The following is a 26,094-nucleotide window of genomic DNA, read 5'->3' as shown; positions in this document are numbered from 1 at the left end:
CCCCGGCCGCGGCGGCCCGCGTCAGCACTCGATGACGTTGACGGCGAGGCCGCCGCGGCTGGTCTCCTTGTACTTGTCGTGCATGTCGCGGCCGGTGTCGCGCATGGTCTTGATGACCTTGTCCAGGGACACGAAGTGGCTGCCGTCGCCGCGCAGCGCGATGCGGGCCGCGCTGATGGCCTTGACCGACGCCAGCGCGTTGCGTTCGATGCAGGGGACCTGGACCAGGCCGCCGATCGGGTCGCAGGTCAGGCCCAGATTGTGCTCCATGGCGATCTCCGCGGCGTTCTCCACCTGGGCCGGGGTGCCGCCGAGGACCTCGGCCAGCCCCGCGGCGGCCATGGAGGAGGCCGAGCCGACCTCGCCCTGGCAGCCCACCTCGGCGCCGGAGATCGACGCGTTCTGCTTGAACAGGATGCCGATCGCGCCGGCCGTCAGCAGGAACCGGACCACGCCCTCCTCACCCGCGCCCGGGCTGAAGTGCGTGTAGTAGTGCAGCACCGCCGGGACGATCCCCGCCGCGCCGTTGGTCGGCGCGGTGACCACCCGGCCGCCCGCGGCGTTCTCCTCGTTGACCGCCAGCGCGTACAGGGTGATCCAGTCGCTGCCGCGCATCGGGTCGGGGTCGTCGGCGGTGGGGGCGAGCAGCCCCGCGTCGTCGCAGTTGCCGCCGAGCTGGCGGTACAGCCGGTGCGCCCGGCGCGGCACCCGCAGGCCGCCGGGCAGGGTGCCCTCGGTGGTCACCCCGCGGCGCACGCACTGGCGCATCACCGTCCAGACCTCCAGGAGCCCGGCGGTGATCTCGGCGTCGGTGCGGCCGAAGGCGCGTTCGTTGGCGCGCATGACCGCGCTGATCGACATGCCCGTCTCCGCGCACAGCGCCAGCAGCTCCTCGGCGCTGTCGAACGGGTGGGGCAGCACGGTGTCGTCGGCCTTGATGCGGTCGGCCCCCGCCGCCCGCTCGTCCACGACGAACCCGCCGCCCACGGAGTAGTACACCTTGGCGGCCAGCTCGGCGCCGGCGGAGTCCCGGGCGACGAACCGCATCCCGTTGGGGTGGTCGGGCAGGCTCTCCTTGCGGCGGAAGTCCACGTCCACGGCCGGGTCGAAGTCCACCGTCGGCCCGGCCGGGCCGCCCAGGGCCATCGAGCGCTCGGCGCGCACCCGCTCCACCAGGGCGGGCACGGAGTCCACGTCCACCCCCTCGGGGGTGTGGCCCAGCAGGCCGAGCACGACGGCCGTGTCGCTGCCGTGCCCCCTGCCGGTGAGGGCGAGCGACCCGTACAGCTCCGCGCGCACGTGCGCCACCTCGTCCAGCAGCCCGTTCTCCCGCAGCCGGGAGACGAACGTGCGAGCGGCCTTCATCGGCCCGACGGTGTGCGAACTAGACGGTCCGATACCGATCTTGAACAGGTCGAACACGCTGATGGCCAAAGGTCTGTCCTCCTCGTTGAGCACAGGGCCGTGCCTGCCGGACGAACGCCGTGCGGGGCCCGGCGGCCCCGCACGGCGGGGCCCTACAGGTTGGGGTAGAGCGGGTACTTCTCGGTCAGGGCCCGGACCCGGGCGCGCAGCGACTCGGCGTCGAACTCCGGCTTGAGGGCCTCGGCGATGACGTCGGCGACCTCGGTGAAGTCCTCGTCGCCGAACCCGCGCGTGGCCAGCGCGGGGGTGCCGATCCGCAGACCCGAGGTGACCATCGGCGGCCGCGGGTCGTTGGGCACCGCGTTGCGGTTGACCGTGATCCCGATGGCGTGCAGCCGGTCCTCGGCCTCCTGGCCGTTGAGCTCGGAGTCCACCAGGTCGACCAGCACCAGGTGCACGTCCGTCCCCCCGGAGGCCACCTTGACGCCGGCCTCGGCGGCGTCCGGCCGGGTCAGCCGCTCGGCGAGCAGTTTGGCCCCGGACACGGTGCGGCGCTGGCGGTCGGCGAACTCCTCGCCCGCCGCGACCTTGAGCGCCACGGCCTTGGCCGCGATCACGTGCTCCAGCGGACCGCCCTGCATGCCGGGGAACACCGCGGAGTTGATCTTCTTGGCCAGGTCGGCCTTGGTGAGGATCAGCCCGCCGCGCGGGCCGCCCAGGGTCTTGTGCGTGGTGGTGGTGACCACGTCGGCGAACGGCACCGGGTTGGGGTGCAGGCCCGCCGCGACCAGGCCGGCGAAGTGCGCCATGTCGACCATGAGCAGGGCGCCCACGGAGTCGGCGATCTCCCGGAACCGGGCGAAGTCCAGCTGCCGCGGGTAGGCGGACCAGCCCGCGACGATCATCTTGGGCTGGTGCTCCTTGGCCAGTGCGGCGACCTCGTCGTAGTCGACGGTGCCGTCCTCGTCGCGCACGTGGTACGCCACGGCGTTGAGGACCTTGCCGGAGTAGTTGATGCGCATCCCGTGGGTCAGGTGGCCGCCGTGGGCCAGGTCCAGACCGAGGATGGTGTCGCCCGGCTTGAGCAGGGCGAAGTACACGGCCGTGTTGGCCTGGGCGCCCGAGTGCGGCTGCACGTTGGCGTGCTCGGCGCCGAACAGGGCCTTGGCCCGGTCGATGGCGAGCTGCTCGACGACGTCGACGTGCTCGCACCCGCCGTAGTAGCGGCGGCCGGGGTAGCCCTCCGCGTACTTGTTGGTCAGGACGGTGCCCTGCGCCTCGATGACGGCCTGCGGGGCGAAGTTCTCCGAGGCGATCATTTCAAGGGTGTCGCGCTGGCGGCCCAGTTCGGCGTCGACGGCGGCCGCGACTTCCGGGTCGAGTTCGCTCAGGCTCTGGTTGAGCGTGTTGTCGGTGGCCATCGGGGGTCAGTCCTCGCCTTCGGTCAGCTTGGTGTACTCCTCCGCGGAGAGCAGCTCGCCCGGTTCCCCGGACAGGCGCACCTTGAACAGCCAGGCGCCGTAGGGGTCGGAGTTGATGGACTCCGGCTCGCCCTCGAGGTCGGGGTTGACCTCGACGACCTCGCCGTCGACGGGGGAGTAGATGTCGCTGACGGACTTGGTGGACTCCACCTCGCCGCAGGTCTCGCCCGCGCTCACGGCGGTCCCGGCCGCGGGGGGGTCGACGAAGACGATGTCGCCGAGGGACTCGGCGGCGAACGCCGTGATGCCGACCGTGGCGACCCCGTCCTCGATCGAGACCCACTCGTGTTCGGCGGTGTAACCCAGCTCCGTGGGAACGCTCACTTCAACTCTCCTTGGAGGTTCTCTTCATTCCTGCCGCGCCGCCGGGTGACGGCCGCCCGGCCCGGCCTACGTCCGGTCGCGCCCGCCCGTGCCGATCCCGGTCAGGGGTTCAGCCGCGCGGGGCGCGCGGGGTCCCTTTGGTGGGGGACCCACGTTCTCAGGCCTGCCGCTTGTAGAACGGCAGCTCGACCACGTCGACGTCCTCGCCGCGGCCGCGCACGTCCACGGTGAACGCGCCGGTCGCGGTGTCGAGTTCGCCGTCCACGTAGGCCATGGCGATGGGGCTGCCCAGGGTGGGGGAGGGGGCGCCGCTGGTGATGGTGCCGACGACCTCGCCGTCGCGCAGGACGTCCTGGCCGCGGCGCAGCGGACGGCGTCCGCGCGCGACGAGGCCGATGAGGCGGCGGGGGCGGGCGGTGCGGGCGGCCTCTTCCAGGGCGGCCCGGCCGACGAAGTCGCCCTCCTTGTCGAACTTGACCACGCGCCCCAGCCCGGCGTCGAAGGGGGTGAGGTCGGTACTCAGCTCCTGGCCGTACAGCGGCATGCCCGCCTCCAGGCGCAGGGTGTCGCGGGCCGACAGCCCGGCGGGGACCAGGCCCTTGTCGGCGCCGGCGGCCATGAGGGCCTCCCACACCCCGACGGCGCGGTCGGCGGGCCTGACGAAGATCTCGAAGCCGTCCTCGCCGGTGTAGCCGGTGCGCGCCAGCAGGACGGGCACCCCGGCGACGGTGTGCTCGTAGCCCGCGTAGTAGCGGATGGAGTCGAGGTCGGCGTCGGTGAGCGGGGCCAGGATCTCCACGGCCCGGGGGCCCTGGATCGCGATGAGCGAGTACTCGGCGGACTCGTCGGCCACCTCGACGTCGAATCCGGCGGCGCGCTCGGCCAGGGCGGCGGAGACGGCGTCGGCGTTGGCGGCGTTGGCCACCACGAGGTACTCCTCCTCGCCGAGCCGGTAGACGATGAGGTCGTCCAGGACGCCGCCGTCGGCGTCGGTGATCATCGTGTAGCGGGCCCTGCCCGGCTTGACCTGCGACAGGTGCCCGACCAGGGCGTGGTCGAGGGCGCGGCCGGCGTCCGGCCCGGTGAGGCGGATCTCGCCCATGTGGGAGAGGTCGAAGAGGCCCGCGGCCTCGCGTACGGCCCTGTGCTCGGCGGTCTCGCTGCCGTAGCGCAGAGGCATGAGCCACCCGGCGAAGTCGACGAGGGAGGCGCCGGCCTTCTCGTGGATCGCGCGCAGGGCGGTGGGCCGCGACGCGGACGCGGGCTCTGACATGGGTACTCCCGAGAGGATGGGCGTCGTATCGTGCATAGGCGTTGCCATCCTCCCCCTCTGTCATCGGTGCCTGAGAGCTTCGCCCCGCGCTCGGCGTGGCTTGCACCTTCGGCGAGGGACTCCCGGTCCCTGCTTTCCAGAGTGGTCTCGCCCGTACGGTCCACTGTGCCTGAGAGGTTGTTTCGGGGAGGGATTGCTCCTTCGGCGGCCCGCGCCGGCTGCGCGGGCACTCTCCCGTACGGGGTCAGCAACACGTTCAGCCTAGCAGCGGCCGTGGCCGCCCCCAAGGGCGGCACCGCCCGCGCGACCGGCGCGGGCGAAACCCGGGCGGCGGGGGCGGGCACGGGTTACCGTGTCCCCTGAACGGGTCGTGGCGGTTCGTGCACCGAGGGGGACCGAGTGCTGGTGGACACGCGGAGGATGAGACGGATCGGCTACGCGTCGGTGGCCGGTGCGGCGCTGGCGGCGCTGCTGGGCTGTGCCGCCCCGCGGGAGGAGGGCGAGGAGTCGGGCCCCGTCCCGGGGGCGGGCAACGCCGCCGCGGTGGGCGGCGACGTGGCCGCGGTGGAGCGGGCGGACCTGGCCGGGGTGTTCGAGCGGGCCGGGGCGGCGGGCACGTTCGTGCTCTACGACACACAGGACCGCACCTCGGTGCTGGTGGACCCGGGGCGGGCGCGCGAGCGCGCGGTGCCGGGGGAGACGTTCGAGCTGGTGACGGCGCTGGTGGCGCTCCAGACGGGCGCGGTGTCCGACGCGGGGGCCGTGGTGGGCGCCGGCGGGGCGGCGCACCGGGACGCGGTGGAGCGGGTGGGCCGGGACCGGCTGGCCACGTGGGTGGACCGGTTCGAGTACGGCGACCGCGACATCGGCGCGCCGGAGGACGGCTCCGGCGACTTCTGGGCGCGGGGCCCGCTGGGGGTCTCGGCGGTGGAGCAGACGGAGTTCCTGGCCGGGCTGGCCCGCCGGGAGCTGCCGGTGGACGCCGCCCACCAGGAGGCGCTGCACGCGGCCACCCTCGTGGAGGAGGGCGCCGGGCACACGCTGCACGGCCGCGCGGCCTGCGACGGGGGCGGGGCGCCGGGCTGGTGGGTCGGCTGGGTGGCCGCCGGGGAGCGGACGCACTCCTTCGCCCTGCGCCTGGAGCCGGGGGAGCGCGCGGCCGGTGACTGCGAGGCGCTGGGGCGCGAGCTGCTGGCGGCCCTGGACGTCCTGCCCCGGGAGTCCGGCACCCGGTAGGGGACGGCTCGGGGGGAGACGGCGGAGCCCCGCCCCGTGGCGGACGGGGCGGGGCCCGGCGGGTCCGGGAGGGGCGCCGGCTAGGCGGTCTTGCGGCGGGCGCGGACGGCCTCGGCCAGGGTGGTCAGCACCTCGGTGGTGGTGTCCCAGCCCATGCACTTGTCGGTGATGGACTGGCCGTACACCAGGTCCGCCGGGTCGCCCAGCTTCTGGGCGCCGGGGACGAGGAAGCTCTCCAGCATGACGCCGATGATGCCGTGCTGGCCCTCGGCCACCTGGGCGGCGATCTCGGCGGCCACGCCCGGCTGGCGCTCGTGGTCCTTGCCGCTGTTGGCGTGGCTGGCGTCGATCATCAGGCGGCGCGGCAGCCCCGCCCGGGCGATGACGTCCAGGGCGGCGTCCACCGAGGCGGCGTCGTGGTTGGGGCCGGTGCGGCCGCCGCGCAGGATGACGTGGCAGTCGGGGTTGCCCTCGGTGACGACCACCGAGCCCGCGCCGGTCGGGTCCACACCGAAGAACGTGTGCGAGGCCGCGGCCGCGCCCACCGCGTCCACGGCCACCTGCACGTCGCCGTCGGTGCCGTTCTTGAAGCCCACCGGGGTGCTCAGGCCGCTGCTCAGCTGGCGGTGCACCTGGCTCTCGGTGGTGCGGGCGCCGATCGCGCCCCAGGACACGGCGTCGGCGATGTACTGCGGGGTGATGGGGTCGAGGAACTCGGTGCCCGCGGGCAGCCCCAGCGAGTTGATGTCCAGCAGGATCTCGCGGGCCAGGCGCAGGCCGCGCTGGACGTCGTAGGTGTCGTCGAGGCCGGGGTCGTTGATGAGGCCCTTCCACCCGACGGTGGTGCGCGGCTTCTCGAAGTACACGCGCATGACCACGCACAGCTCCTCGCTCAGCGAGGGGACCAGCTCGATCAGCCGGTGGGCGTAGTCCATGGCCGACTCGCGGTCGTGCACGGAGCAGGGGCCGACGACGACCAGCAGGCGGTCGTCCTCACCGTCCAGGACCCGCTTGACCTCGGCGCGGGAGCGCTCGACCAGGGCGGTGCGCTCCGCTCCCAGGGGAAGCTCCGAGAGCAGGTCCCGGGGGGCGATGAGCGGCTTGTAGTCGACCACCCTTGTGTCGTTGGTGCTGGGCATGCTGCTGCTCCCCTGTGTCCTCGCTCGTGCGGTGCCGCCACCCTGCACACTAGCGCGGCCGCGGCTCCGGAACGCGATCACGCCGGTATTTCGGACGAGGGTCACACGGCGGGGGCCGGTAACGGCGACAATGGTGAAATGTTCGTCTCGCCCACTGAGACGCATTTCTCCGGGGGCGCCCGCGCGTGTTCACGGCTCCGGGTCGGCGAAGTCCTCCTCCCAGAATTCGGCGGGGCGGCGCGAGCCGTCCTGGACGGGGCCGCGCTCGGCCTCCTCCCGGCGCAGCTGCACCCGGCGGATCTTGCCCGACACGGTCTTGGGCAGCTCGGCGAACTCCAGGCGGCGGACCCTCTTGTACGGGGAGAGGCGGCCGCGGACGTGCTCCAGGATCGCCCGTGCCGTCTCCGCCGTGGGCGGCACCCCGGGGGCCGGGGTCACGAACGCCTTGGCGACCGCCAGCCTCAGCGGATCGGGGGAGGGGACCACCGCGGCCTCGGCCACGTATTCGTGTTCGACGAGCACGCTTTCGAGTTCGAATGGTGAGATGCGGTAATCCGAGGCCTTGAACACATCGTCGCCGCGACCGATATAGGTAATGTGCCCGTCGGGCTCCCGGGAGGCCAGATCCCCGGTGTGGAACAGGCCCCGGCGGGTCGCCGTCCGGGTCAGGTCGGGGCTGTCCGCGTACCCCTTCATGATCCCCACCGGCGCGTCGGACAGGTCCACGCAGATCTCGCCGGTGTCGCCCGGCTCCTCGGTGACCGGGTCCACCAGGACGATCCGGTACCCGGGCATCTCGCGGCCCATCGACCCGGGGACCACGTGCTGGCCGGGGGAGTTGCCGACCAGCAGGGTGGTCTCCGTCTGGCCGAACCCGTCGCGCACCGTCAGGCCCCACGCCCTGCGCACGTGCTCGACCACCTCCGCGTTCAGCGGCTCCCCGGCGGCCAGGGCCTCGCGCAGGGGGACCTTCCACGACGCCAGGTCGGTCTGCACCAGCATCCGCCACACCGTCGGCGGCGCGCAGAAGGTGTGGACGCCGCAGCGCACGATCTCGTCCAGCAGGCGCTCGGGGGAGAAGCGGTCCTGGCGCACCACCAGCACCGTCGCCTCGGCGTTCCAGGGCCCGAAGACGCTGCTGTAGGCGTGCTTGCCCCAGCCGGGGACGGACACGTTCAGGTGCACGTCCCCCGGCCGCACGCCCAGCCAGTACATGGTGGACAGGTGCCCGACCGGGTAGGAGCGCTGGGTGTGCACGACGAGCTTGGGCGTGGCGGTGGTGCCCGAGGTGAAGTAGACGAGCAGGGGGTCGTCGGGGCCGACGCGGTGCGGCGGGTGGAACTCCAGGCCGGCGTGCTCGGAGTCGGGGTAGCCGAGCCAGCCGTCCATGTACCCCACGCAGATGCGGGTCCAGTGGCCGCTCAGGCCCTCGAACTTCGCCGTGTCCACCGGGGAGCACACCACGTGCCCGATCTCGCCGCGCTCCAGCCGGTCCAGCAGGTCGCCCTCGGTCAGGTTGGTGGCGGTCGGTACCACGACGGCGCCGAGCTTGACGGCCGCCAGGGTGATCTCCCACAGCTCCACCTGGGGTCCGAGCATCACCAGGATGCGGTCGCCCGCGTGCACGCCCTGGGCGTGCAGCCAGTTGGCGACCTGGGAGGAGCGCTCCGACATGCGCCGGTAGGTGTGCTTCTCCTCCGAGCCGTCCTCGTCGACGATCCACAGTGCGGTGCGGTCCGGCCGCCGCTCCGCCACCTCGTCGAAATGGTCCAGCGCCCAGTTGAACACCTCGGGCCGGGGCCAGGTGAACTCCCGGTGCGCGCCCTCGCGGTCCTCCCGCAGCCGCAGGAGCAGATCGCGCGCCGCACGGAACTCCGCGGCACCCTCGGCCGCCGCCTCTTTGGACATCGCTTCGACCTTTCGGATCTCCGCCCGCCTCGCTCCGGGGCCGGTGTGCTGCGGTTTCTACCCCCGATGCGCCCCGGCGACCCATCGCCCCGCGCCGTGCGCCCGGCGGCGGCCGGGAGAAGCGGGGGCCCGGCGGGCACGCCCTAGGATGGTGAGCCATGGAGGAACTGCGCGGGCACCACGCCCTCTGGAGGATCGACGACGAGACGGTACGGATCCGCTTCGATTCCGGACGCAAGGTGCCGACGCTGTTCAAGGCACTGGGCGGCGCCGAGGTCCCGCTGGCCGCGGTGCGCGAGGCGGACTTCTACCGGGGCGACCGCAAGCACGGGTGGCGGCTGCGGCTGGACCTGCTCCCCGGGCTCGACCCCTACACCAGGCCGGCCGCGACCGCCCGCGACGCGCTCACCCCCCTGGTCCTGAGCGGCCCCCACGACACCGAGCTGGTCGCCGAGTACGTCGCCGACAAGATCCGGGACCTGGCCCGCTACGCCCGCGAGACCCTCGCCGGCGACCTGGACCGCACCGAGGTCGCCCGGGCCCTGGTGGCCCGGCCCCCCGTGCAGGCCCGCACCGCCGAGGGGTCGGCCTCCTTCGACGGCGAGAAGGTGCGCCTGCAGTGGGACGGGTGGCTGGCCAGCACCGCCAAGGAGAAGGAGAAGTCCCGCGAGTACCGGCTGGCCGAGATCGAGTCGGTGGACTGGCACCCGCAGGTCGACGTCACGGAGGGGTACATGCGCGTCGTGCTGCGCGGGGTCACCCTGCCCGAGGCGACCTCCCTGGAGAACGACTTCTTCACGCTCGCCTCGCACGGCTCCAAGGGCGCCGAGGAGACCTTCCTGATGGCGGCCACCGTCAACGCGTACATCGGTGACGCGCCCGCCGCGCCCGCCCTGGAGGGCGGTGAGCCGGGCGGCGCCGAGGAGGTCTTCGCCAAGATCCGCGAGCTGGGCCGCCTGCACGCCGAGGGCCTGCTCACCGACCAGGAGTTCGCCGACAAGAAGGCCGAACTCCTGGGCCGCCTCTAGCCTTCCCGTTCCCCCGCCGGAGGGACCCCGGCCGCCCCCCGCCCGGCCCGTCCCGGAAGACCCTTTCCGGGGCACACGACGAACACCCAGGAAAGGCCACGCTGTGCGCACCCTGTACCCGCCCATCGAACCGTACGACTCGGGCATGCTCGACGTCGGCGACGGACACCGCGTCTACTGGGAGCTGTGCGGCAACCCCGCGGGCAAGCCCGTGGTGTTCCTGCACGGCGGGCCCGGCGGCGGCTGCGTGCCCGACCACCGGCGGCTGTTCGACCCGGAGCGGTACCGGATCCTGCTGTTCGACCAGCGCAACTGCGGCCGCTCCACCCCGCACGCCGGGAGGATGGACACCGACCTGTCCACCAACACCACCTGGACGCTGGTGGAGGACATGGAGCGGCTGCGCGAGATGATCGGCGTGCAGGCCTGGCAGGTCTTCGGCGGGTCGTGGGGCAGCTGCCTGGCCCTGGCCTACGCCCAGGCCCACCCCGACCGGGTCACCGAGCTGATCCTCCGCGGCATCTTCACGCTGCGCGACGAGGAGCTGCGCTGGTTCTACCAGGAGGGGGCGTCCATGATGTTCCCCGACCTGTGGGAGTCCTACCTGGCGCCCATCCCCGAGGAGGAGCGCGGCGACCTCATGGCCGCCTACGCCCGGCGGCTGGAGTCGCCCGACCGCGAGACCCGGGTCGAGGCGGCGCGGGCGTGGAGCGTGTGGGAGGGCTCCACGGTGACCCTGCTGCCGAACAAGGAGCTGCGGGAGCACCACGCCGAGGACGAGTACGCGATGGCGTTCGCCCGGATCGAGAACCACTTCTTCGTCAACAGGGGGTTCTTCACGCCGGAGCAGCTGATCGAGGGCGCCGAGCGGATCCGGCACATCCCCGGGGTGATCGTGCAGGGCCGCTACGACGTGTGCACCCCGGTGCACACCGCCTACGACCTGCACCGGGCCTGGCCGGAGGCGGAGTTCCACATCGTCGACGACGCCGGGCACGCGTTCAGCGAACCCGGCATCCTCGACCGCCTCATCGAGGCGACCGACCGCTTCGCGCGGTGACGGGCCCCGGGCGCGCCCCGGCGCGCCCGGGAGGGGTCACCAGTCGTAGCGGTCGACGCAGGAGTACGGGTCGACGGGCGGGGGCAGCAGCTCCTCCGCCCGCTCCCGGGACAGGTTCCAGGACGCGGGGCCGTCGTCCCCGAGGCGGTGGTACTGCCGCTGGAGCACGCAGGCGCGGTCCTCGCCCTCCAGCTCGACCAGGGCCGGGACGGCGTCGGCGGACAGGTCCCGCAGGTACCAGACGTCCGACATGTTCAGCTCGGTGCCCAGGTGGCTCTCGGCGATGCGCAGGTCCGGGTCCGCGTAGGCGAACACGGCCAGCGACACCCCGGCCGTGGCGGCCACGACCCGGGGCAGCCACACCGCGGGCCGACCCAGGGTGTTGAGCACCCCGGCGGCGATGACCAGCGCGAACACCAGGGCGCTCCACACGATCCACGCCTCCGCGACGGCCCGGAGCCGGGTGAGTCCGAACACGTCGATGTACAGCTGCAGGCGGTACATCGCCGAGGCGAGGATGACCAGGGTGAGCACGCACAGCGCCCCCAGCAGGGCGTTGCGCAGCAGGCGGACGCCGCGCGGGCGCGCGGGGACGATCCGGGCGGACAGGCCGATGACGCCCAGGACCAGGACGCTGACGACCACCAGCTGGAAGAACCCCTGCCGGGCGTACTCGGCGTAGGTGACCCCGGCGACCCGCTGCACGTGGTCGTCGCCGCCGAACAGGGTGACGGCCTGCACCGCCAGGAACGCGGCGAACAGCGCGGTCAGCGCGCCCAGGGGGATGGTCCACGCCCACACCGGCATCCGGGCCTCCCGCTCGGGGCGCGCGGTGGGGGCGGGGCGGCGGCGCCGTGCGGTGAGCACCGCGGACCCGGTGAACAGGGCGGTGAACACCAGGAGGAGCAGGCGGCCGATCCCCTCGGAGAACGAGGTGCCCTCGGTCAGCGGGGTGAAGAGGTCGGCCACGTAGTGGGCGAACACGGTGTCGGCGAACGAGAACAGCAGACCGAAGACCACCAGCAGCGCAGTGGTGACCAGGGCGGTCAGCACGGCGGGGCCCAGCAGCAGCCGGGTCGGGCTGTTCTGGAGGGGGCTCAGCAGGAAGCGCGGCGTGGCGAAGAGGTTGCGCACCAGCGCGAACGCGCCCGCGGCGACGCCCACCGTGCCGCTGCGCGAGAGGGGGCCGCGGACGGCGAAGGCCAGCGAGGCGGTCAGGAACGCGCCGGTGAGCGTCCAGAACAGCAGCCATCCGGCGTCGCGGAACAGGGCGGTGAAGAGCAGGGCGGTCGCGATCACCCCGAAGATCGCCGCCCAGGCGTGGGAGTAGCGGTCGGGCTCGCCGACCTCCTCCACCGGGCCGCCCGCGGGGCGCCAGCCGCCGCCGGGCGCGGGCTCCCAGCCGTTCCAGGCGGCGGGGGCCGAGGCGTCGGTGTCGGCCGGGGAGCTCCGGGCGGGCTCCCGCCCGTCCGTGTCCGGGGCCCCGTCGGCGTCCCCGCCCTCGGGGGCCTCGGTGTCCTCGGTGTCCTCGGTGGCTTCGGCGTTTTCGGTGTCCTCGGCGGCGGGTGTGCCGGGGGCCTCACGGTCCCCGTCCGCGGCGTCGTGGCGGTCGTCGGGACCGGGATCCGGGTCGGCGTCCGCCCTTCCCCCGTCCGCCTCCGCTTCCCGCCGGTCCTCCTCCGGGCCGTCCCCGTCCTCGTCCCCGGCCGCCGCGGGGGCCTCCGGGATGGCCGGACGGACCAGGAGCGCGACCAGGGCGGTCAGCCCCGCCAGGAGCCCGGTGAGCACCAGCCCCAGGCCCGGGCGGGCCAGGGAGGCGAACAGCGAGGAGAACGTTCCCACCGCCAGGACCGCGATGAGCAGCCAGCCCGGCGCCCTGGGCAGCACCGGCCTGGGCCGGTAGGCCGGCGGGAGGTACGGCGGGTGCGGGGGGTGGTGGGTGTGCGGGGTTTCGGGAACTGCCATGGTGTCCCTCGGCTCGGACGCTGGACGGGGGGATCCCCGTACAGCGTGGGACTCCCGGCCTCGCCCGCCGGTTCACGGAGGCACCGGCGTAGTGTGCGGTAGGACACTTCCATCCGCGCGAGGAGTCACACCATGCGAGTCGAGGTCGACTACGACCTGTGCGAGAGCAACGCCCTGTGCATGGGCGTCGCCCCCGAGGTCTTCGAGGTCAGGGACGACGACTTCCTGTACCTGCTCACCGAGGAGCCGCCCGCCGCGCTCCACGACCGGGTCCGCCAGGCCGAGAAGCTGTGCCCCAAGCGGGCCATCACGGTCGCGGACTGACCGCCGCCAGGGCGTCCTCCCAGGTGGTCGGCCGCTCCAGCAGCCCCCGGTACCGCATGGTGCGCGGGGTGGACCGCAGCCCCAGGACGCCCGTCAGTATGCCGCCCCGGCCGAGGAACGCCACGAACTTACGGTCCTGCACGGACCCGTGGACGACGGCGACCTCATCGGCCGGGGCGCCCTGTCCCAGCAGCTGGATCTTCATTTTGTATTGGTCCGACCAGAAGTAGGGCACCGGAGTGAAGGGCCTGCGCTCCCGCGGGGCGGCGAGCAGGTTGTGCGCGGCCGCCGCGGCCTGCTCCCCGGCGTTGGTCCAGTGCTCCAGGCGGATGCGCCCGCCGTAGCGGGGGTGCGGCCAGTTCGCGAGGTCGCCGACCGCGTACACGCCGGGGGCGGACGCCGCCGAGTACTCGTCGCAGCGCACCGACCCGTCGGGCATGAGGTCGAGCGCCCCCTGGAGCCACTCGGTGTTGAGGTCCACGCCGATGCCGGCCACCACCAGGGGCGCCTCGACGGCCTCCCCGTCGGCGAGCCGCACGCGCTCGACCCGCCCGGAGCCCTCGTAGGCGTCGACCCCGACGCCCAGGCGCACGTCCACGCCGTTCTCCCGGTGCAGGTCGGTCAGCACCGTTCCCAGCCGCGGGTCGACCACCCTGGTCAGCGGTGTGGGGGCCGCCTCCACCAGGGTGACCTCGGCGCCCAGGGCGCGGGCGCTCGCCGCCACCTCGGCGCCGACGAACCCGGCGCCCACGACCACCAGGCGCCCGTGCTCGGCGATCCCCGCGCGCACCGCCTCGGCGTCCTCCAGGGTGCGCAGCACGTGCACCCCCGCCAGGCCGGTGTCCGGGCGGCGCGCCCGGGCGCCCGTCGCGACCACCAGGCCGTCGTAGGGGACGTCGCCGTCGTCGAGCTTCACCGTGCGGGAGGCGGTGTCCAGGCCGAGCGCCCGGGTGCCCGGGCGGAAGTCCAGGTCCAGGGCGTCGACCTCGGCGTCCTCCAGCAGCCGCAGCGCCCGGTGGCCCGCCAGGGGACCCGGGTCCAGGCCCACCCCGGTCAGCGCCTCCTTGGAGAGCGGCGGCCGGGAGTAGGGCCGGTGGGGCTCCTCGCCGATGAGGGTGACACGGCCCTCGAAACCGCGTTCGCGCAGGGCCGCCGCGGTGTGCAGCCCCGCCATCCCGGCGCCGACGATGACGATGTTTCGCACTGTGCCTCCGATCAGAGCGGACGGACCTCGCCGACGGGCGCGCCGCCGCCGTAGACGTCCACCCGCAGCCGGTCCCGGACGGGGGAGACGTCCACGCCCAGGGAGCGCAGGGCGTCGAGTGCGACCAGCGTACGCGCCCGCTCCGCGGCGTCCCCGTCGCTGATCTTGACGGCGACGGCCTCCCCGGAGGGCGCGGACAGGACCAGCACCCCGTCGGCGCCGATCTTGGACACCAGGCCGGGCATGCGGGTCATCAGGTCGGTGTCCACCCGGCCGGTGCCGGACACGTACTCGGGGTGGGCGCTCATGGCCGCGAGGACCGCGCGCTCGGGCGACCCCTCGGGCGCGGTGCGCATCCGCCACAGCCCCCGGGCCAGGCCCGCCAGGGAGACGGCCAGCTGGGGCGCCCCGCAGCCGTCGACGGCGGTGTGGGCGACCTCCTCGTCGCACAGGTCCTCGGTGGTCTCGCGGACGAGCACCTGGAGGGGGTGCCCCGGGTCGAGGTAGTCCCCGGTGGTCCACCCCCGCGCGACGCAGGCGGCGAGCATGCCCGCGTGCTTGCCCGAGCAGTTCATCAGGAGGCGCTCGGGCTCGCGGCCGGAGCGGACGAACTCGCGGCGGGCCTCGGAGCCGCCGGGGATGTCGGGCGGACAGCGCAGCGCGTCGGGGGTGAGCCCCGCCTCGGCGAGGATCAGCCGGGCGCGCTCCTCGTGCAGGGGCTCGCCGCCGTGGCTGCCCGCCGCGATCGCCAGGGAGGGCCCGGACAGCGGGGCGCCGGCGCGCAGCATCGCCACGGCCTGGAACGGCTTGGCGGAGGAGCGGGGGAACATCGGCTGGTGCACCGGTCCGCGCGCGTGGGCGATGCGCCCGTCGGCGGACAGACCGACGACCGCCCCGTAGTGCACGCTCTCGCGCATCCCGGAACGGGTCACCTCGGCGAGGGGCACGTACTCGGGCAGCGGGGTTCTGGTCATACGGGTCTCCTCATCGTCGAGGGGTGCGTGGAGTGTCCGGGGGTGTACGGACATGCGTCAGAACGTTACCCCGGGCCTCTTTCTTCCGTTTCCACCGGGAGCGCGGAAGCACCGCGGGCCGGGCCGTCGGCGCCGGGGAGTAGGGTCATGGCCGTGGAGCCGGTGGTTTTCAACGGAGGGACGGGCATGGGAACGCTGCGGATGGGGACGCTGACCCGGCGCAGGGGCGGCATCCGGGCGGCGGACCTGGAGTACGCGGTGCTCGACACCGAGACCACCGGCCTGGACCCGCGCACGGGCGCCCGCATCGTCGAGATCGCCGTGGTGCGGGTACGCGGCGACGGCACCCTGCTGCGGGAGTCCACCACCCTGGTGGACCCGCGCGCGGACGTGGCCGGCCGTGAGTTCCACGGCATCGGCGACGGCGACGTCATCGGCGCCCCGTCCGTCGACGAGGTGGTGCCGGAACTGGTCCGGCTGCTCTCGGGCGCGGTGGTGGTGGGCCACAACCTCGACTTCGAGCAGCGCTTCCTGGCCTCGGAGCTGGTCCCCGTCGGCCTGCCCGAGGGGCTGCCGGGGCTGTGCACGCTGCGGGCCCTGCGCGCGCAGGTCAGGCTGGAGCGCTACTCGCTGCCCAAGGCCTCGCACGCGCTCAGCGGCGTGTGGCCGACCGGGCAGCACACCGCCCTGGGCGACGCCCGCGCCTGCGCCCGCCTGCTGGTGGAGATGATCGCCAACGCCCCGGGTGAGCTGCGCTACCACGGTGCCGAGCCCGAGCCGGTCGCGGTCCCGCTGCGCCGCAGGGTCCCGGTGCCCTCGGGCGCGCCCGCGGAGGCCGTGCGCTGGAAGCCGCGCACCTCCACCCCGCCGGACCTGTTCGTCCCGCGCCCGTGGCCGGGCGCGCGCTGGCGCCCCCTGGAGCTGGACCCCTTCCTGTGCGGCGGGGCGTTCGGCCCCTCGGACCGGGCGATCGCGGAGATGGCGGCGCACCGGGACGCGCGGGCGCGCCGCCGCCTCGCGGCGGCCGCCGCGGTGGCCGGCGGCCTGGCGGCCGGCGGACTGCTGGCCGGCCTGGGCCGCCGCCTGCGCCGCCGCTAGGGGCGGGCCCGGCCGAGCGCCCCCGCGGCGCGGCCCGGGGTGTGTTCGGTGGGTGCTCTCGTGCGGTTCGGCGCACGCGCCGAACGGGCACGGGCGGCCGCGAGGCGGTCCCTCGCGAGACGACCGGCGCGGGTCGGCCCCGAGGGGCGGCCGTCCGAGCGCAGGCGGCGCGGCGAGGGGCGACCCGGGGCGCGCCTAGTAGCCGGAGAGGGCGAGGAAGAACGCGACGATCATCGCGCTGCCGCCCAGGGCGGTGAGCAGGGCGCGGCCCTGTTCGGTGAGGCGGGCCGGGACCAGCCGCAGCCGGGGGCCGGCGGACCGCGCCGGGGCCCGTGTGGCGGTGCGCGTGGCGGACCCGCCGCGGGCGGGGGCGCGCACGGGGCGGGGCGGGACGTAGCGGGGCAGCCTGTTGGACATCGCGACCAGCACCAGCACGGCGCCGATCGCCAGCAGCACGAGAGACACGGCGGGGGTGAACCTTCACGACTCGGGTCCGGGGTCATGATTCCTACCGGATCCGGGCCGCGGTTCTCGACTCGGTATCACCCGATCGCCACCGGAGCGCCCGTTACGGGCGGTCCGTTATCACCCGCCGCTCATGCGTCGTCGCCGACGGTCTCCGTCGCGGTCCGGTTGGGGACGATGGTGTCCACGGTTTCGGTCTCCACACCCAGGGCGCGCAGCACGAACCGGGTGACCAGGGCGTGCGTCTCCTCCGGATCGATCTCGCCGCTCACCAGGGGGATCCGCTGGGAGCCGACCATCGACAGGGTCAGCCGGGCGACCGCCTCGGGGGGCATCGCGTCGAACTCGCCGTCCGCGATCCCCTCCTCCAGGATCTCGGTGAGCAGGCTCTGCATCGGGGCGACGTGGGCGGCCAGCGCCTGGTAGGCCTGCGGGCCCAGGCTGGCGCCGAGTTCGGCCGCGGGCGGGTGCGGGTGCGCCATGATGCCCTGGAGCTGGAGGCGGACGAACGCCGACAGCCGCCGGGCCGCGGAGACCCCCGAGGGCAGCTCGCGCCGGTAGTCCTCCACGAAGCGGTTGTTCACCTCCTCGGTGAACGCCAGCAGCAGGGTGGGCTTGTCCGGGAAGTAGTTGTAGAGCGCGGTGCGGGTGATGCCCGCGGCGTTGGCGACGTCGGTCATGGAGACGCGGTCGATCCCCTGCGAGCGGATGAGCTCGTCGACAGCCTCCATGATGCGCTCCCGTGTGCGGGCACGGTGGGCGGCGATGGTGGGCGCCGTGATCTTGGGCATTCCTCTATGGTGGCACGCCGAAGGGGCCGGACCGCACGGTCCGGCCTCTTCCGCGGTGTCCTCCCGGGGGCGCGCGCCCGGGGCGCCGTGGCTGTCAGCGGGCGGTGTGCAGCCGGCCCAGGTCGGCGAACACCTCCGTGTTGAGCTGGTAGGCCAGGCGGGTCTCGGCGATGAGCCGGTCGGCGGTGGCGGCGTCCATCTCCAGGGAGTCCAGCCGCTCGCGGTAGCCCGCGCGGAACCGGGGCAGGCTGCCCAGGCGGTCGAACACGTAGAAGGCGACCCCGGCCCCGTCGGTGAGCCCGTAGGCCCCGGCGGCGGTGCGGCGGATGAACTGGCCGCCGGAGACGTCGCCCATGTACCGGGTGTAGTGGTGGGCGATGAAGCCCTCGGGGTGGTCGGTCATCTGCTCGATGCGCGCCACGTAGGTGCGGGTGGCGGGGGTCGGCTCGATCCGCGCGCGCCAGTCGGGGCCGAGCAGGTGCTCCAGGTCGGTCACGAGCGCGGGCACGCGCTCCAGTTCGGGGTAGTGGAACCGGCCGGCCAGGGGGTCGCCGGCCAGGGCGCGGCCGACCTCCTCCAGCGCGACGTAGGCGAAGTAGTGCTGGGCGACCATCGCGGTGTACCCGGCCACGGGGAGGGTGCCGGACATCAGGGCCTGGGTGAACCCGTGGTCCTCGGCGGCCTGGTGGGCGCTCCAGGTGGCCGCCTTGAGCCGCTCGGAGAACAGCTCCGAGTCGGGGGCCGTGGAGGGGGCTTCGGCCGTGACGCTCATCCGCGTTCTCCGTACTTCCTCGATCGGTGCCTTTGATGACATGATGTCATTTAGGTGAGCCTTCCTTCAAGGAGGATACGACAGGCTGTCATAAAAAACACGGGCGGTGTCGCTTAGCCTGTGTGCGGCCTCACAAGCGCCGCCCCCGTGCACATGCCCCTGCACGCGCCCGCGGACCGCCCCCGGCGGCCCCGCGCAAAACCCCGGCCCCCAGCCGGTTCCGGCCCGCCGACCCCCTCCGACGACGGGGTTCCCCGCGAATCCGTCGGATGTGTCTCCCCCACGCCTGCTGGTCAACAGGTCCCCGGGGCGTTTATCTTTTGGGGAGCCATGCGGTCCGAACCGCCCCGGGGTGTCCGTCTCGGGCCCACGCGGCGCGACGGCGAGCGCCCGCGGACCGTCAGACCGAAGGCGATGAGTGGATACCAGGAGAACAGGGCACGATCCCACGACGGTGATCGGCACGGGGACGGCGCACACCGCCCCCGCTGACGGCGTGGCCGCCGACGGCCGCGCCGCCCTGGGCGACGCCGTCCTGAACGAACGGGTGGAGGCTGCCGTCGAATCGGTTGACGTCCTGCTGATCGAGGACGATGCGGGCGACGCCTTCCTGGCCGAGGAACTGCTCGCCGAGACAGCGCTCACCACCCGGATCACGTGGGTCGCCACCCTCGAGGAGGCCCGGGACCACCTCAAGGGCTTCCGCGGCTGCGTCCTGCTCGACCTCAACCTGCCCGACGCGCACGGCCTGGACCTGCTCCGCGAGGTCCTCCAGAGCGCGCCCTCGGCGGCCGTCGTGGTCCTCACCGGCCTGGACGACGAGCACGAGGGCGTCGCCGCCGTCTCCGCCGGAGCCCAGGACTACCTCGTCAAGGGCCAGGTCGACGGCTCCCTGCTGGGCCGCAGCCTGCGCTACTCCCTGGAGCGCCGCCGCGCCGACGAGAACGCCCACCAGCTCCGCGAGGCCCGCCTGCGCGCCCGCGAGAACATGCGCCTGGAACGCGGCCTGCTGCCCCAGGTGCTGCTCCAGCGCTCGCCGCTCAGCCACCGCACCTACTACCGGCCCGGCCGCAAGCGCGCCATCGTCGGCGGCGACTTCTACGACGCGGTCGAGAAGGACGGCACCACCCACGTCATCATCGGCGACGTCAGCGGCCACGGCCCCGACGAGGCCGCGCTGGGCGTCAGCCTGCGCATCGCCTGGCGGACGCTCATCATGGCCGGGGTCGCCGAGTCCACGGTGCTGCCCAACCTGGAGGCCATCCTCGTCAGCGAGCGGGCCCAGGAGGAGATGTACGCGACCCTGTGCATGGCGAGCATGGACACCGGCGACGACCGGGTCCGGCTGCGCGTGCTGGGCCACCCGCCGCCCATGATCGTCCGGGACACCTCCGTGGCGGAGACCCCGGTCACCCCCCAGCCCCCGCTCGGCGTCTTCCCGGTGGAGGACGCCGACGTCGACGAGGTCCGCCTGCCGCGCGGCTCCAGCCTGCTGATGTACACGGACGGCCTGGTCGACGCCTACGACGGGGAACCGCCCGCGCGCCTGGAGGTCGCGGGCCTGCGCCGGCTGGTCACCGGCATCCTGGAACAGGGCGTCTCCCTGGCCCGCCTGCCCGAGCACGTGGTGGACGAGGCCGAACGCAGCAACGGGGGACCGCTCCAGGACGACGTGGCGATGCTCCTCATCACCCACGACGACCACGGGGAGAACAACGGAGACCGGGAGTGACACCTCCCGGGGAGGGGACGGCCATGGCGACCGACACCGACGGAGCCGAGGCCCGCCCGGACACCGGCGCGCCCCCGACCCCCTCCGTCGGCGGCGTCCACTTCGTCAACGGAGACCGGGGCCGGCCGGCCGTGCCCCACGAGTCGTGGAGCCTGCGCCGCCGGGTGACCAGCCTGCTGACCGTGGTGGCGGTCGTCCTGGTGGTCGCCGTCTCGATCATCACCCTGGCCGCCTTCAGCGCCCGCGACTCCCTGGCCCTCCAGGTCGACGAGCTCACCCCGGCCGTCGGCTCGGTCGAGCAGCTCCGCTCCGCCTACCTGACCCAGGACCACGCCCTGCGGGGCTACATCCTCACCGAGGAGCGCGAGTTCCTCCAGCCCTACATCGACGCCCGCCTCAAGATCACCGAGGAGCGGGCGCTGCTGCGCGAGCTGGCCGACAGCCGCCGCGAGGAGGACCCGGTCCTGGCGTCGAACATCGACGCCCTGCTGCGCGCCGGGGAGATCTGGACCGACGAGTTCGCCGAGCCCACCCTGGAGCAGGTCGGCAACGGGCAGGAGCCCAGCCCGGACGACCTGCGCCGCGGCCGCGTCCTCTACCTGGAGCTCACCCGCTCCAGCGAGGCCGCCCTGCGCAACCTCCAGAACGAGATCGAGGAGGCCCGCAGCGGCCTGACCCTGGCCACCCAGCAGGTCGTCGCCCTGCTGGTGCTGGTCGGCCTGGTCGTGGTGTTCCTGTCGGTGTTCCTGTGGGTGATGCTCCAGCAGTGGGTGCTGCGCCCCCTGGAGGAGCTGGCCGGGCACATGCGCCAGGTGTCGGAGGGCTACTACGCCCACCGCATCTCCCTGCACGGCCCACCCGAGATCGTCCGCCTGGGCCGGGACGTGGACGCCATGCGCGAGCGCATCGTCCAGGACCTGGACGAGGTCGCCTCCGCCCGGCGCAAGCTCCAGGAGCAGTCGGCCCTGCTGGAGCACCAGGCCGAGGAGCTGCGCCGCTCCAACCTCGAACTGGAGCAGTTCGCCTACGTCGCCTCGCACGACCTCCAGGAGCCCCTGCGCAAGGTCGCCAGCTTCTGCCAGCTGCTCCAGCGCCGCTACCACGGGCAGCTCGACGAACGCGCCGACTCCTACATCGACTTCGCGGTCGAGGGCGCCAAGCGCATGCAGACCCTCATCAACGACCTGCTCGCCTTCTCCCGGGTCGGCCGCACCAAGAACTTCGCCGCGGTCGACCTCGACGCCGCCCTCGACGACGCCCTCAGCAGCCTGTCCACCCGCCTGGAGGAGACCGGCGCCGAGGTGGTCTGGGACGGCCTGCCCACCGTCCAGGGCGACCGCACCCTGCTCACCCAGGTGTTCTTCAACCTGGTGGGCAACGCCGTCAAGTTCCGCGGCGAGGAGGACCCGCGCGTCCGCATCGGCGTCGAGCGCCGGGGCGACGAGTGGATCTTCTGCTGCCAGGACAACGGAATCGGGATCGAACCGCAGTACGCCGAGCGCATCTTCGTGATCTTCCAGCGGTTGCATACCAGGGAGAAGTACACGGGAACCGGGATCGGCCTGGCGATGTGCAAGAAGATCGTCGAGTTCCACGGCGGCCGGATCTGGCTGGACACCTCGCACGGATCGGAAACCTCCGGTGAGGGGGAGGCCCCCCGTACCGGAACGCGCATATGCTGGTCTCTGCCCGTCGACCCCGGGCAGGAGGAGACCGCGGAAGCGGACGGCGCACCCGCCGCCCGGGAGGCGCTCGCCGACGACGGGGTTCAGGAGGCCGAGACCGCCCCGGCGGCCCCGGCACCGACGGCCGCACGGTGGTCCACGGGTCGGGGCGGACCGGAGGCGGACGCGTCCGGGGGTGATTCCCCCGGGGCGACCTCCACCGCGCCGGTGTCCGATGGCGGTACGGTTCCCCCCGACGACGGGGCGGACCCTGACAGGGGTTCTGAGGCTTGAGCGAGGTCATGTTGGTGCATCCCATCGAGGTGCTGCTGGTCGAGGACGACCCGGGCGACGTCCTCATGACCAAGGAGGCGTTCGAGGAACACAAGCTGGGCAACCGCCTGCACGTGGTCTCCGACGGCGTCGAGGCCCTGCGCTTCCTGCGCCGGGAGGGCGAGTACGCCCAGGCCCCGCGGCCGCACCTGATCCTGCTCGACCTCAACCTGCCCCGCAAGGACGGGCGGGAGGTCCTCCAGGAGGTCAAGAACGACGAGGAGCTCGCGCACATCCCCGTCGTCGTGCTCACCACCTCCGAGGCGGAGGAGGACGTGCTGCGCAGCTACCGCCTGCACGCCAACGCCTACGTGCCCAAGCCGGTGGACTTCGACCAGTTCATCAAGGTCGTGCGCCAGATCGACGACTTCTTCGTCACCGTGGTGCGCCTGCCCAAGGGGTAGACGGCGTTACCGGACCGCGGCGAACGCGCCCGCCGCAGAGCGGGTGGCCGCGCCGGTTTTTCGTTACGGTAAGAGGTATGAGCCTGCCGGAACCCCGCCACCCCGACGGTCCCTACCGTGTCGGCGTGGTCTGCCTGGGCAACATCTGCCGCTCGCCGATGGCCGCCAAGGTGCTGGCCGCCGACCTGGAACGGGCCGGGCTGAGCGGCCTCGTCGAGGTGGACAGCACCGGTACCGGCGACTGGCACGTGGGCGGGGCCATGGACCCCCGGGCCGCCTCCACCCTGCGCGTGCACGGGTACCTCACCGACCACACCGCCCGGCAGTTCGACCCGGCCGACCTGGCCGGGCTCGACCTGCTGCTGGCCATGGACCTGGACAACCTCGGCGACCTGCGCCGCATCGTCGACCGGTACGGGGCCGAGTACGGCTTCGACCCGTCCCGGCTGCGCCTGTTCCGCTCCTTCGCCCCGGGGACGGGCCCCAACCCCGAGGTGCCCGACCCCTACTACGGCGGCGACGACGGGTTCACCGCCGTCCTCAACATGGTGGAGGCCGCGGCCAAGGGCCTGACCGGCGAACTCACCGCGCTGCTCAAGCAGCGGTAGCGGAGGCCGGGTGGAGGAGGGACCGGTGTGCGCCGCGGGGGGCGGTGAGGGCCGGCGCCGGGATCCGGTCAAGGGGACCATGGCGGAGCGGCTCACCGTCCTGCTGGGCCGTCCGGTGCGCCGGGCCGCGCGGGCCCAGCGCAGCCATGACTGGGACATCTCCTACGCGGAGCTGGAGGACGGCACCCGCCTGTTCGTGAAGTCGCTGCCGCGCAACGCCGCGCCCAGCGCGGTGCTCACCTCCGAGGCCCGCGGCCTGGAGTGGCTGGGCCGCGCCTTCGGGTCGCCGGTGCTGCAGCCGGTCGCCTGGGACGAGCGCATCCTGGTCCTGCCCTGGGTGGCGGAGGACGACCCCACGCCGGGCGCCGCCGAGCGCCTGGGCCGCCGGCTGGCCGGGCTGCACCTGACCGGGGCGGACCACTTCGGCGCCGACTGGCCCGGCTACGTCGGGCCCCTGCCGGCGGACAACACGCCGTCCCGGCACTGGCCGACCTTCTACGCCGAGCAGCGGCTGCGCCCCTGCCTGCGCCGGGCCGTCGACCAGGGCGGGCTCACCCCGTCCGACGGGCGCACCGTGGAGAAGGTGGTGGACCGGGTCGCCGACCTGGCGGGGGAGCCCGAGCCGCCCGCGCGCGTCCACGGCGACCTGTGGAACGGCAACGTGCTGTGGCGCGCCCGGGACGCCGTGCTCATCGACCCGGCCGCCCACGGCGGGCACCGGGAGGCGGACCTGGCCATGCTCACCCTGTTCGGCCTGCCCCACCTGGAGCGGGTGCGCGACGCCTACAACGAGGTGGCGCCGCTGGCGGCGGGCTGGCGCTCCCGGGTGGCCCTGCACCAGCTGTACCCGCTGCTGGTCCACGTGTGCCTGTTCGGCGCCGCCTACCGCACCACCGCCCTGGAAGCGGCCCGCGCCGCCCTCCGGGGATAGCGAGGGCGGCGCGGGACGCGGAGCGGGTCGCCCTATCCCTTGACGCTGCCCGCCAGGAGGCCGCGGACGAAGTGGCGCTGGAGGAGGAAGAACACCAGCAGCGGCACGACCATCGACACGAACGCGCCCGCGGTCAGCCGGTGCCAGGCCTCGCCGCGGGTGCCCGCCAGCTCGGCCAGGCGCACGGTGAGCGGGGCGGTGGCGGTGTCGCCGCCGGTGAAGATCAGCGCCACCAGCAGGTCGTTCCACACCCACAGGAACTGGAAGATGCCCAGCGACACCAGGGCCGGGGTGATGAGCGGCAGCACGATCCGCAGGAAGATGCGGCCGTGCCCGGCGCCGTCCACCCGGGCCGCCTCGAACAGGGTCCTGGGCAGCTGCGAGATGAAGTTGTGCAGCAGGAACACGCCCAGCGGCAGGCCGAAGACCGTATGCGCCACCCACACGTTGGTGAACGCCATCGCCCCGGTCAGCTCCCAGGCGGGCAGCACCTGGACGCCGCCGACGGTGACGCCCTGCGAGAAGAAGCGCAGCAGCGGCACCAGCGCCATCTGCAGGGGCACGATCTGGAGCGCGAAGATCCCGAGGAACACCCAGTCGCGTCCGCGGAAGTCGATCCAGGCCAGCGCGTACGCAGCCAGCGCCGCCAGGCCCAGCACGAACACCGTCGAGGGCAGCGTGATCACCAGAGAGTTGACGAAGTGGCTGGCCAGCCGGCCGTCGCTGGCGGAGCCGAACAGCACGTCCCGGTAGTTGTCCAGGGTCACCTGGGGCGAGGAGAAGAACGTCCACCAGCCGGTGGTGCGGATCTGGTCGGCGGGGCGGAACGAGGAGATGAACAGCCCCGCGGTGGGCACCGTCCACAGCACGGCGATGACCAGGGCCGCCAGGCTCGCCGCCGACCCGCTGAGCCTGCGCCGCACCCGGGCGGCCGGGCCCGCGTCGCGGACGTCGGGGATGGTGGGGGTGGAGGTCATGACAGCTCCCTCGCCTTGCGGGTGCGCCGGATCTGCAGGGCCACCAGCGGGATGACCAGGACGAACAGGAACACCGCCAGGGCCGACCCCTGGCCGGTCTGGCCCTGGGAGAACGCCTGGCTGTACATCTCGTTGGCGATCACGCTGGTGCCGTAGTTGCCGCCGGTCATGGTGCGGACGATGTCGAACACCTTCAGGGTCTGCACGGTGATGGTGATGAGCACGACCAGGAGGGTCGGCCACACCGACGGCAGGGTGATGCTCCGGAACAGCTGGAAGGGGCCGGCGCCGTCGATGCGCGCGGCCTCGACGATCTCGGCGGGGATGGCCTTGATCGCCGCCGACAGCACGACCATCGCGAACCCGGCCTGCACCCAGATGAGCACCAGGATCAGCAGGAACGTGTTCAGCGGCTGCTCCAGCAGCCACAGCCGCGGCTCGCCGCCGAACCACACGACGATCTGGTTGAACAGGCCGTACTGCTCCTGGTCGGCGGGCCGGTAGGCGTACACGAACCGCCAGATGATGCTCGCGCCGACGAACGAGATCGCCATCGGCATGAACACCAGGGACTTGGCGACCGGCTCGAACCGGGACCGGTCGACCAGCACCGCGTAGACCAGGCCGATCGCGGTGGCGAGCAGCGGTGCGAACGCCACCCACAGCAGGGTGTTCCACAGCACCTGGAGGATCTCCGGGCGCTGGAACATCCAGATGTAGTTGGCCAACCCCACGAACTCGTCGCCGGAGCGGTCGTGGAAGGACAGGTAGGTGGTGCGCAGGACGGGGTAGACGAGCCCGCCCGCCAGCAGGAGCAGTGCCGGGGAGAGGAAGAGGACCGCCTGCCACCGGTCGCGCCGGGTGCGGGGCACGTCGACGAGGAGCAGCAGCAGGCCGATGACGCCGAGGAAGGCGGCGATCCCGATGAGCATCCACACGATCTTGGGAAGCTCGTCCAGGAACGAGAACTCCATGGGTGGGGCCCCTTGTGATCTCGGGGAGAGGGAGGGAGGGGTGGGAAGGGCGGAGGGGACGGCG

At 73.4% G+C, this 26,094-nt stretch carries 24 protein-coding genes and 1 riboswitch; of the genes, 10 read left to right on the top strand and 14 right to left on the bottom strand.

The genetic code is table 11. The features are described 5' to 3' along the window. Positions 1–21: 21 nt before the first annotated feature. The 4 genes from K1J57_RS02710 to gcvT all read right to left on the bottom strand — a co-directional run bounded on the left by K1J57_RS02710 (position 22) and on the right by gcvT (position 4,443). Entirely contained in the window at positions 22–1,434 is a 1,413-nt protein-coding gene (locus K1J57_RS02710; protein ID WP_220562904.1) for an L-serine ammonia-lyase, read from the bottom strand. An 83-nt stretch (positions 1,435–1,517) separates the two neighbouring features. Then, positions 1,518–2,786: a serine hydroxymethyltransferase gene (gene glyA, locus K1J57_RS02705; RefSeq protein WP_220562903.1), complete on the bottom strand. Its 1,269-nt coding sequence runs from the start codon at positions 2,784–2,786 to the stop codon at positions 1,518–1,520. Between the two features lie 6 nt (positions 2,787–2,792). Next, entirely contained in the window at positions 2,793–3,170 is a 378-nt protein-coding gene (gene gcvH / locus K1J57_RS02700) for a glycine cleavage system protein GcvH (protein WP_220562902.1), read from the bottom strand. 157 nt (positions 3,171–3,327) lie between these two features. Then, positions 3,328–4,443: a glycine cleavage system aminomethyltransferase GcvT gene (gene gcvT / locus K1J57_RS02695; RefSeq protein ID WP_220562901.1), complete on the bottom strand. Its 1,116-nt coding sequence runs from the start codon at positions 4,441–4,443 to the stop codon at positions 3,328–3,330. Between the two features lie 146 nt (positions 4,444–4,589). Beyond that, positions 4,590–4,690, bottom strand: a riboswitch (glycine riboswitch). Positions 4,691–4,863: 173 nt separating this feature from the next. Between gcvT and K1J57_RS02690 the strand changes: the two genes are divergently transcribed. Continuing rightward, positions 4,864–5,679: a penicillin binding protein transpeptidase domain-containing protein gene (locus K1J57_RS02690; RefSeq protein ID WP_220562900.1), complete on the top strand. Its 816-nt coding sequence runs from the start codon at positions 4,864–4,866 to the stop codon at positions 5,677–5,679. A gap of 80 nt (positions 5,680–5,759) precedes the next feature. Here the strand turns inward: K1J57_RS02690 and K1J57_RS02685 are convergent, their stop codons facing one another. Continuing rightward, a complete protein-coding gene (locus tag K1J57_RS02685) occupies positions 5,760–6,818 on the bottom strand; it encodes a 3-deoxy-7-phosphoheptulonate synthase (protein ID WP_220562899.1) in 1,059 nt (352 codons plus the stop codon). A 189-nt stretch (positions 6,819–7,007) separates the two neighbouring features. Then, positions 7,008–8,726 carry an AMP-binding protein gene (locus K1J57_RS02680; RefSeq protein WP_220562898.1) on the bottom strand — a complete coding sequence of 573 codons (1,719 nt, stop codon included), beginning with the start codon at positions 8,724–8,726 and terminating at the stop codon, positions 7,008–7,010. Positions 8,727–8,884: 158 nt separating this feature from the next. Here K1J57_RS02680 and K1J57_RS02675 point away from each other — a divergent pair, with 158 nt between their 5' ends. Together K1J57_RS02675 and pip are read left to right on the top strand one after the other, a co-directional pair. Next, on the top strand, positions 8,885–9,754 hold the full coding sequence (locus tag K1J57_RS02675) for a DUF4429 domain-containing protein (protein ID WP_220562897.1): 870 nt from the start codon (positions 8,885–8,887) through the stop codon (positions 9,752–9,754). A 103-nt stretch (positions 9,755–9,857) separates the two neighbouring features. Continuing rightward, positions 9,858–10,814 carry a prolyl aminopeptidase gene (gene pip / locus K1J57_RS02670; protein WP_220562896.1) on the top strand — a complete coding sequence of 319 codons (957 nt, stop codon included), beginning with the start codon at positions 9,858–9,860 and terminating at the stop codon, positions 10,812–10,814. Positions 10,815–10,850: 36 nt separating this feature from the next. Here pip and K1J57_RS02665 read toward each other — a convergent pair whose 3' ends face one another. Further along, entirely contained in the window at positions 10,851–12,779 is a 1,929-nt protein-coding gene (locus K1J57_RS02665; protein ID WP_277615492.1) for a DUF4153 domain-containing protein, read from the bottom strand. 132 nt (positions 12,780–12,911) lie between these two features. Here K1J57_RS02665 and K1J57_RS02660 point away from each other — a divergent pair, with 132 nt between their 5' ends. Continuing rightward, positions 12,912–13,103, top strand: coding sequence for a ferredoxin (locus K1J57_RS02660; RefSeq protein ID WP_220562895.1), 192 nt, complete (start codon positions 12,912–12,914; stop codon positions 13,101–13,103). On the opposite strand, the gene K1J57_RS02655 is transcribed toward K1J57_RS02660, so the two are convergent. Both K1J57_RS02655 and K1J57_RS02650 read right to left on the bottom strand, forming a co-directional pair. Next, the gene (locus K1J57_RS02655) at positions 13,087–14,277 is read right to left on the bottom strand and encodes an NAD(P)/FAD-dependent oxidoreductase (protein WP_255647104.1); all 1,191 of its coding nucleotides are present in this window, start codon (positions 14,275–14,277) and stop codon (positions 13,087–13,089) included. The genes K1J57_RS02660 and K1J57_RS02655 overlap by 17 nt on opposite strands. Positions 14,278–14,318: 41 nt before the next feature. Continuing rightward, positions 14,319–15,281 (bottom strand): asparaginase, encoded by a 963-nt coding sequence (locus K1J57_RS02650; protein ID WP_220562894.1) that lies wholly within the window; start codon positions 15,279–15,281, stop codon positions 14,319–14,321. 186 nt (positions 15,282–15,467) lie between these two features. On the opposite strand from K1J57_RS02650, the gene K1J57_RS02645 reads away from it, so the two are divergent. Continuing rightward, entirely contained in the window at positions 15,468–16,379 is a 912-nt protein-coding gene (locus K1J57_RS02645) for a 3'-5' exonuclease (protein WP_220562893.1), read from the top strand. A 195-nt stretch (positions 16,380–16,574) separates the two neighbouring features. On the opposite strand, the gene K1J57_RS02640 is transcribed toward K1J57_RS02645, so the two are convergent. The 3 genes from K1J57_RS02640 to K1J57_RS02630 form a co-directional block, all read right to left on the bottom strand. After that, positions 16,575–16,844 (bottom strand): hypothetical protein, encoded by a 270-nt coding sequence (locus tag K1J57_RS02640; protein ID WP_220562892.1) that lies wholly within the window; start codon positions 16,842–16,844, stop codon positions 16,575–16,577. Positions 16,845–16,975: 131 nt separating this feature from the next. Beyond that, positions 16,976–17,635 (bottom strand): TetR/AcrR family transcriptional regulator, encoded by a 660-nt coding sequence (locus tag K1J57_RS02635; RefSeq protein ID WP_220562891.1) that lies wholly within the window; start codon positions 17,633–17,635, stop codon positions 16,976–16,978. A 94-nt stretch (positions 17,636–17,729) separates the two neighbouring features. Beyond that, a complete protein-coding gene (locus K1J57_RS02630; RefSeq protein WP_220562890.1) occupies positions 17,730–18,407 on the bottom strand; it encodes a heme oxygenase (biliverdin-producing) in 678 nt (225 codons plus the stop codon). 454 nt (positions 18,408–18,861) lie between these two features. Between K1J57_RS02630 and K1J57_RS02625 the strand changes: the two genes are divergently transcribed. From K1J57_RS02625 to K1J57_RS02605, 5 genes are all read left to right on the top strand, one after another. Continuing rightward, positions 18,862–20,139: a PP2C family protein-serine/threonine phosphatase gene (locus tag K1J57_RS02625; protein ID WP_220562889.1), complete on the top strand. Its 1,278-nt coding sequence runs from the start codon at positions 18,862–18,864 to the stop codon at positions 20,137–20,139. A 23-nt stretch (positions 20,140–20,162) separates the two neighbouring features. Further along, positions 20,163–22,097, top strand: a complete 1,935-nt coding sequence (locus K1J57_RS02620; protein ID WP_220562888.1) for an ATP-binding protein — start codon at positions 20,163–20,165, stop codon at positions 22,095–22,097. Between the two features lie 8 nt (positions 22,098–22,105). Continuing rightward, positions 22,106–22,540, top strand: a complete 435-nt coding sequence (locus tag K1J57_RS02615; protein ID WP_220565310.1) for a response regulator — start codon at positions 22,106–22,108, stop codon at positions 22,538–22,540. 77 nt (positions 22,541–22,617) lie between these two features. Then, positions 22,618–23,148, top strand: coding sequence for a low molecular weight protein-tyrosine-phosphatase (locus K1J57_RS02610; RefSeq protein ID WP_220562887.1), 531 nt, complete (start codon positions 22,618–22,620; stop codon positions 23,146–23,148). Positions 23,149–23,158: 10 nt separating this feature from the next. After that, positions 23,159–24,079 carry a fructosamine kinase family protein gene (locus tag K1J57_RS02605; RefSeq protein ID WP_255646805.1) on the top strand — a complete coding sequence of 307 codons (921 nt, stop codon included), beginning with the start codon at positions 23,159–23,161 and terminating at the stop codon, positions 24,077–24,079. A gap of 32 nt (positions 24,080–24,111) precedes the next feature. Here the strand turns inward: K1J57_RS02605 and K1J57_RS02600 are convergent, their stop codons facing one another. After that, on the bottom strand, positions 24,112–25,056 hold the full coding sequence (locus K1J57_RS02600; protein ID WP_220562885.1) for a carbohydrate ABC transporter permease: 945 nt from the start codon (positions 25,054–25,056) through the stop codon (positions 24,112–24,114). Next, the gene (locus tag K1J57_RS02595) at positions 25,053–26,030 is read right to left on the bottom strand and encodes a carbohydrate ABC transporter permease (protein WP_220562884.1); all 978 of its coding nucleotides are present in this window, start codon (positions 26,028–26,030) and stop codon (positions 25,053–25,055) included. Before K1J57_RS02595 ends, K1J57_RS02600 begins: the two co-directional genes overlap by 4 nt. Positions 26,031–26,094: the final 64 nt, after the last annotated feature.

The organism is Nocardiopsis sp. MT53 (assembly GCF_019598965.1).
Taxonomy (GTDB): Bacteria; Actinomycetota; Actinomycetes; order Streptosporangiales; family Streptosporangiaceae; genus Nocardiopsis; species Nocardiopsis changdeensis.
The sequence above is the reverse complement of the archived record's forward strand: the minus strand, read 5'-3'. Positions and strand labels throughout refer to the sequence as shown.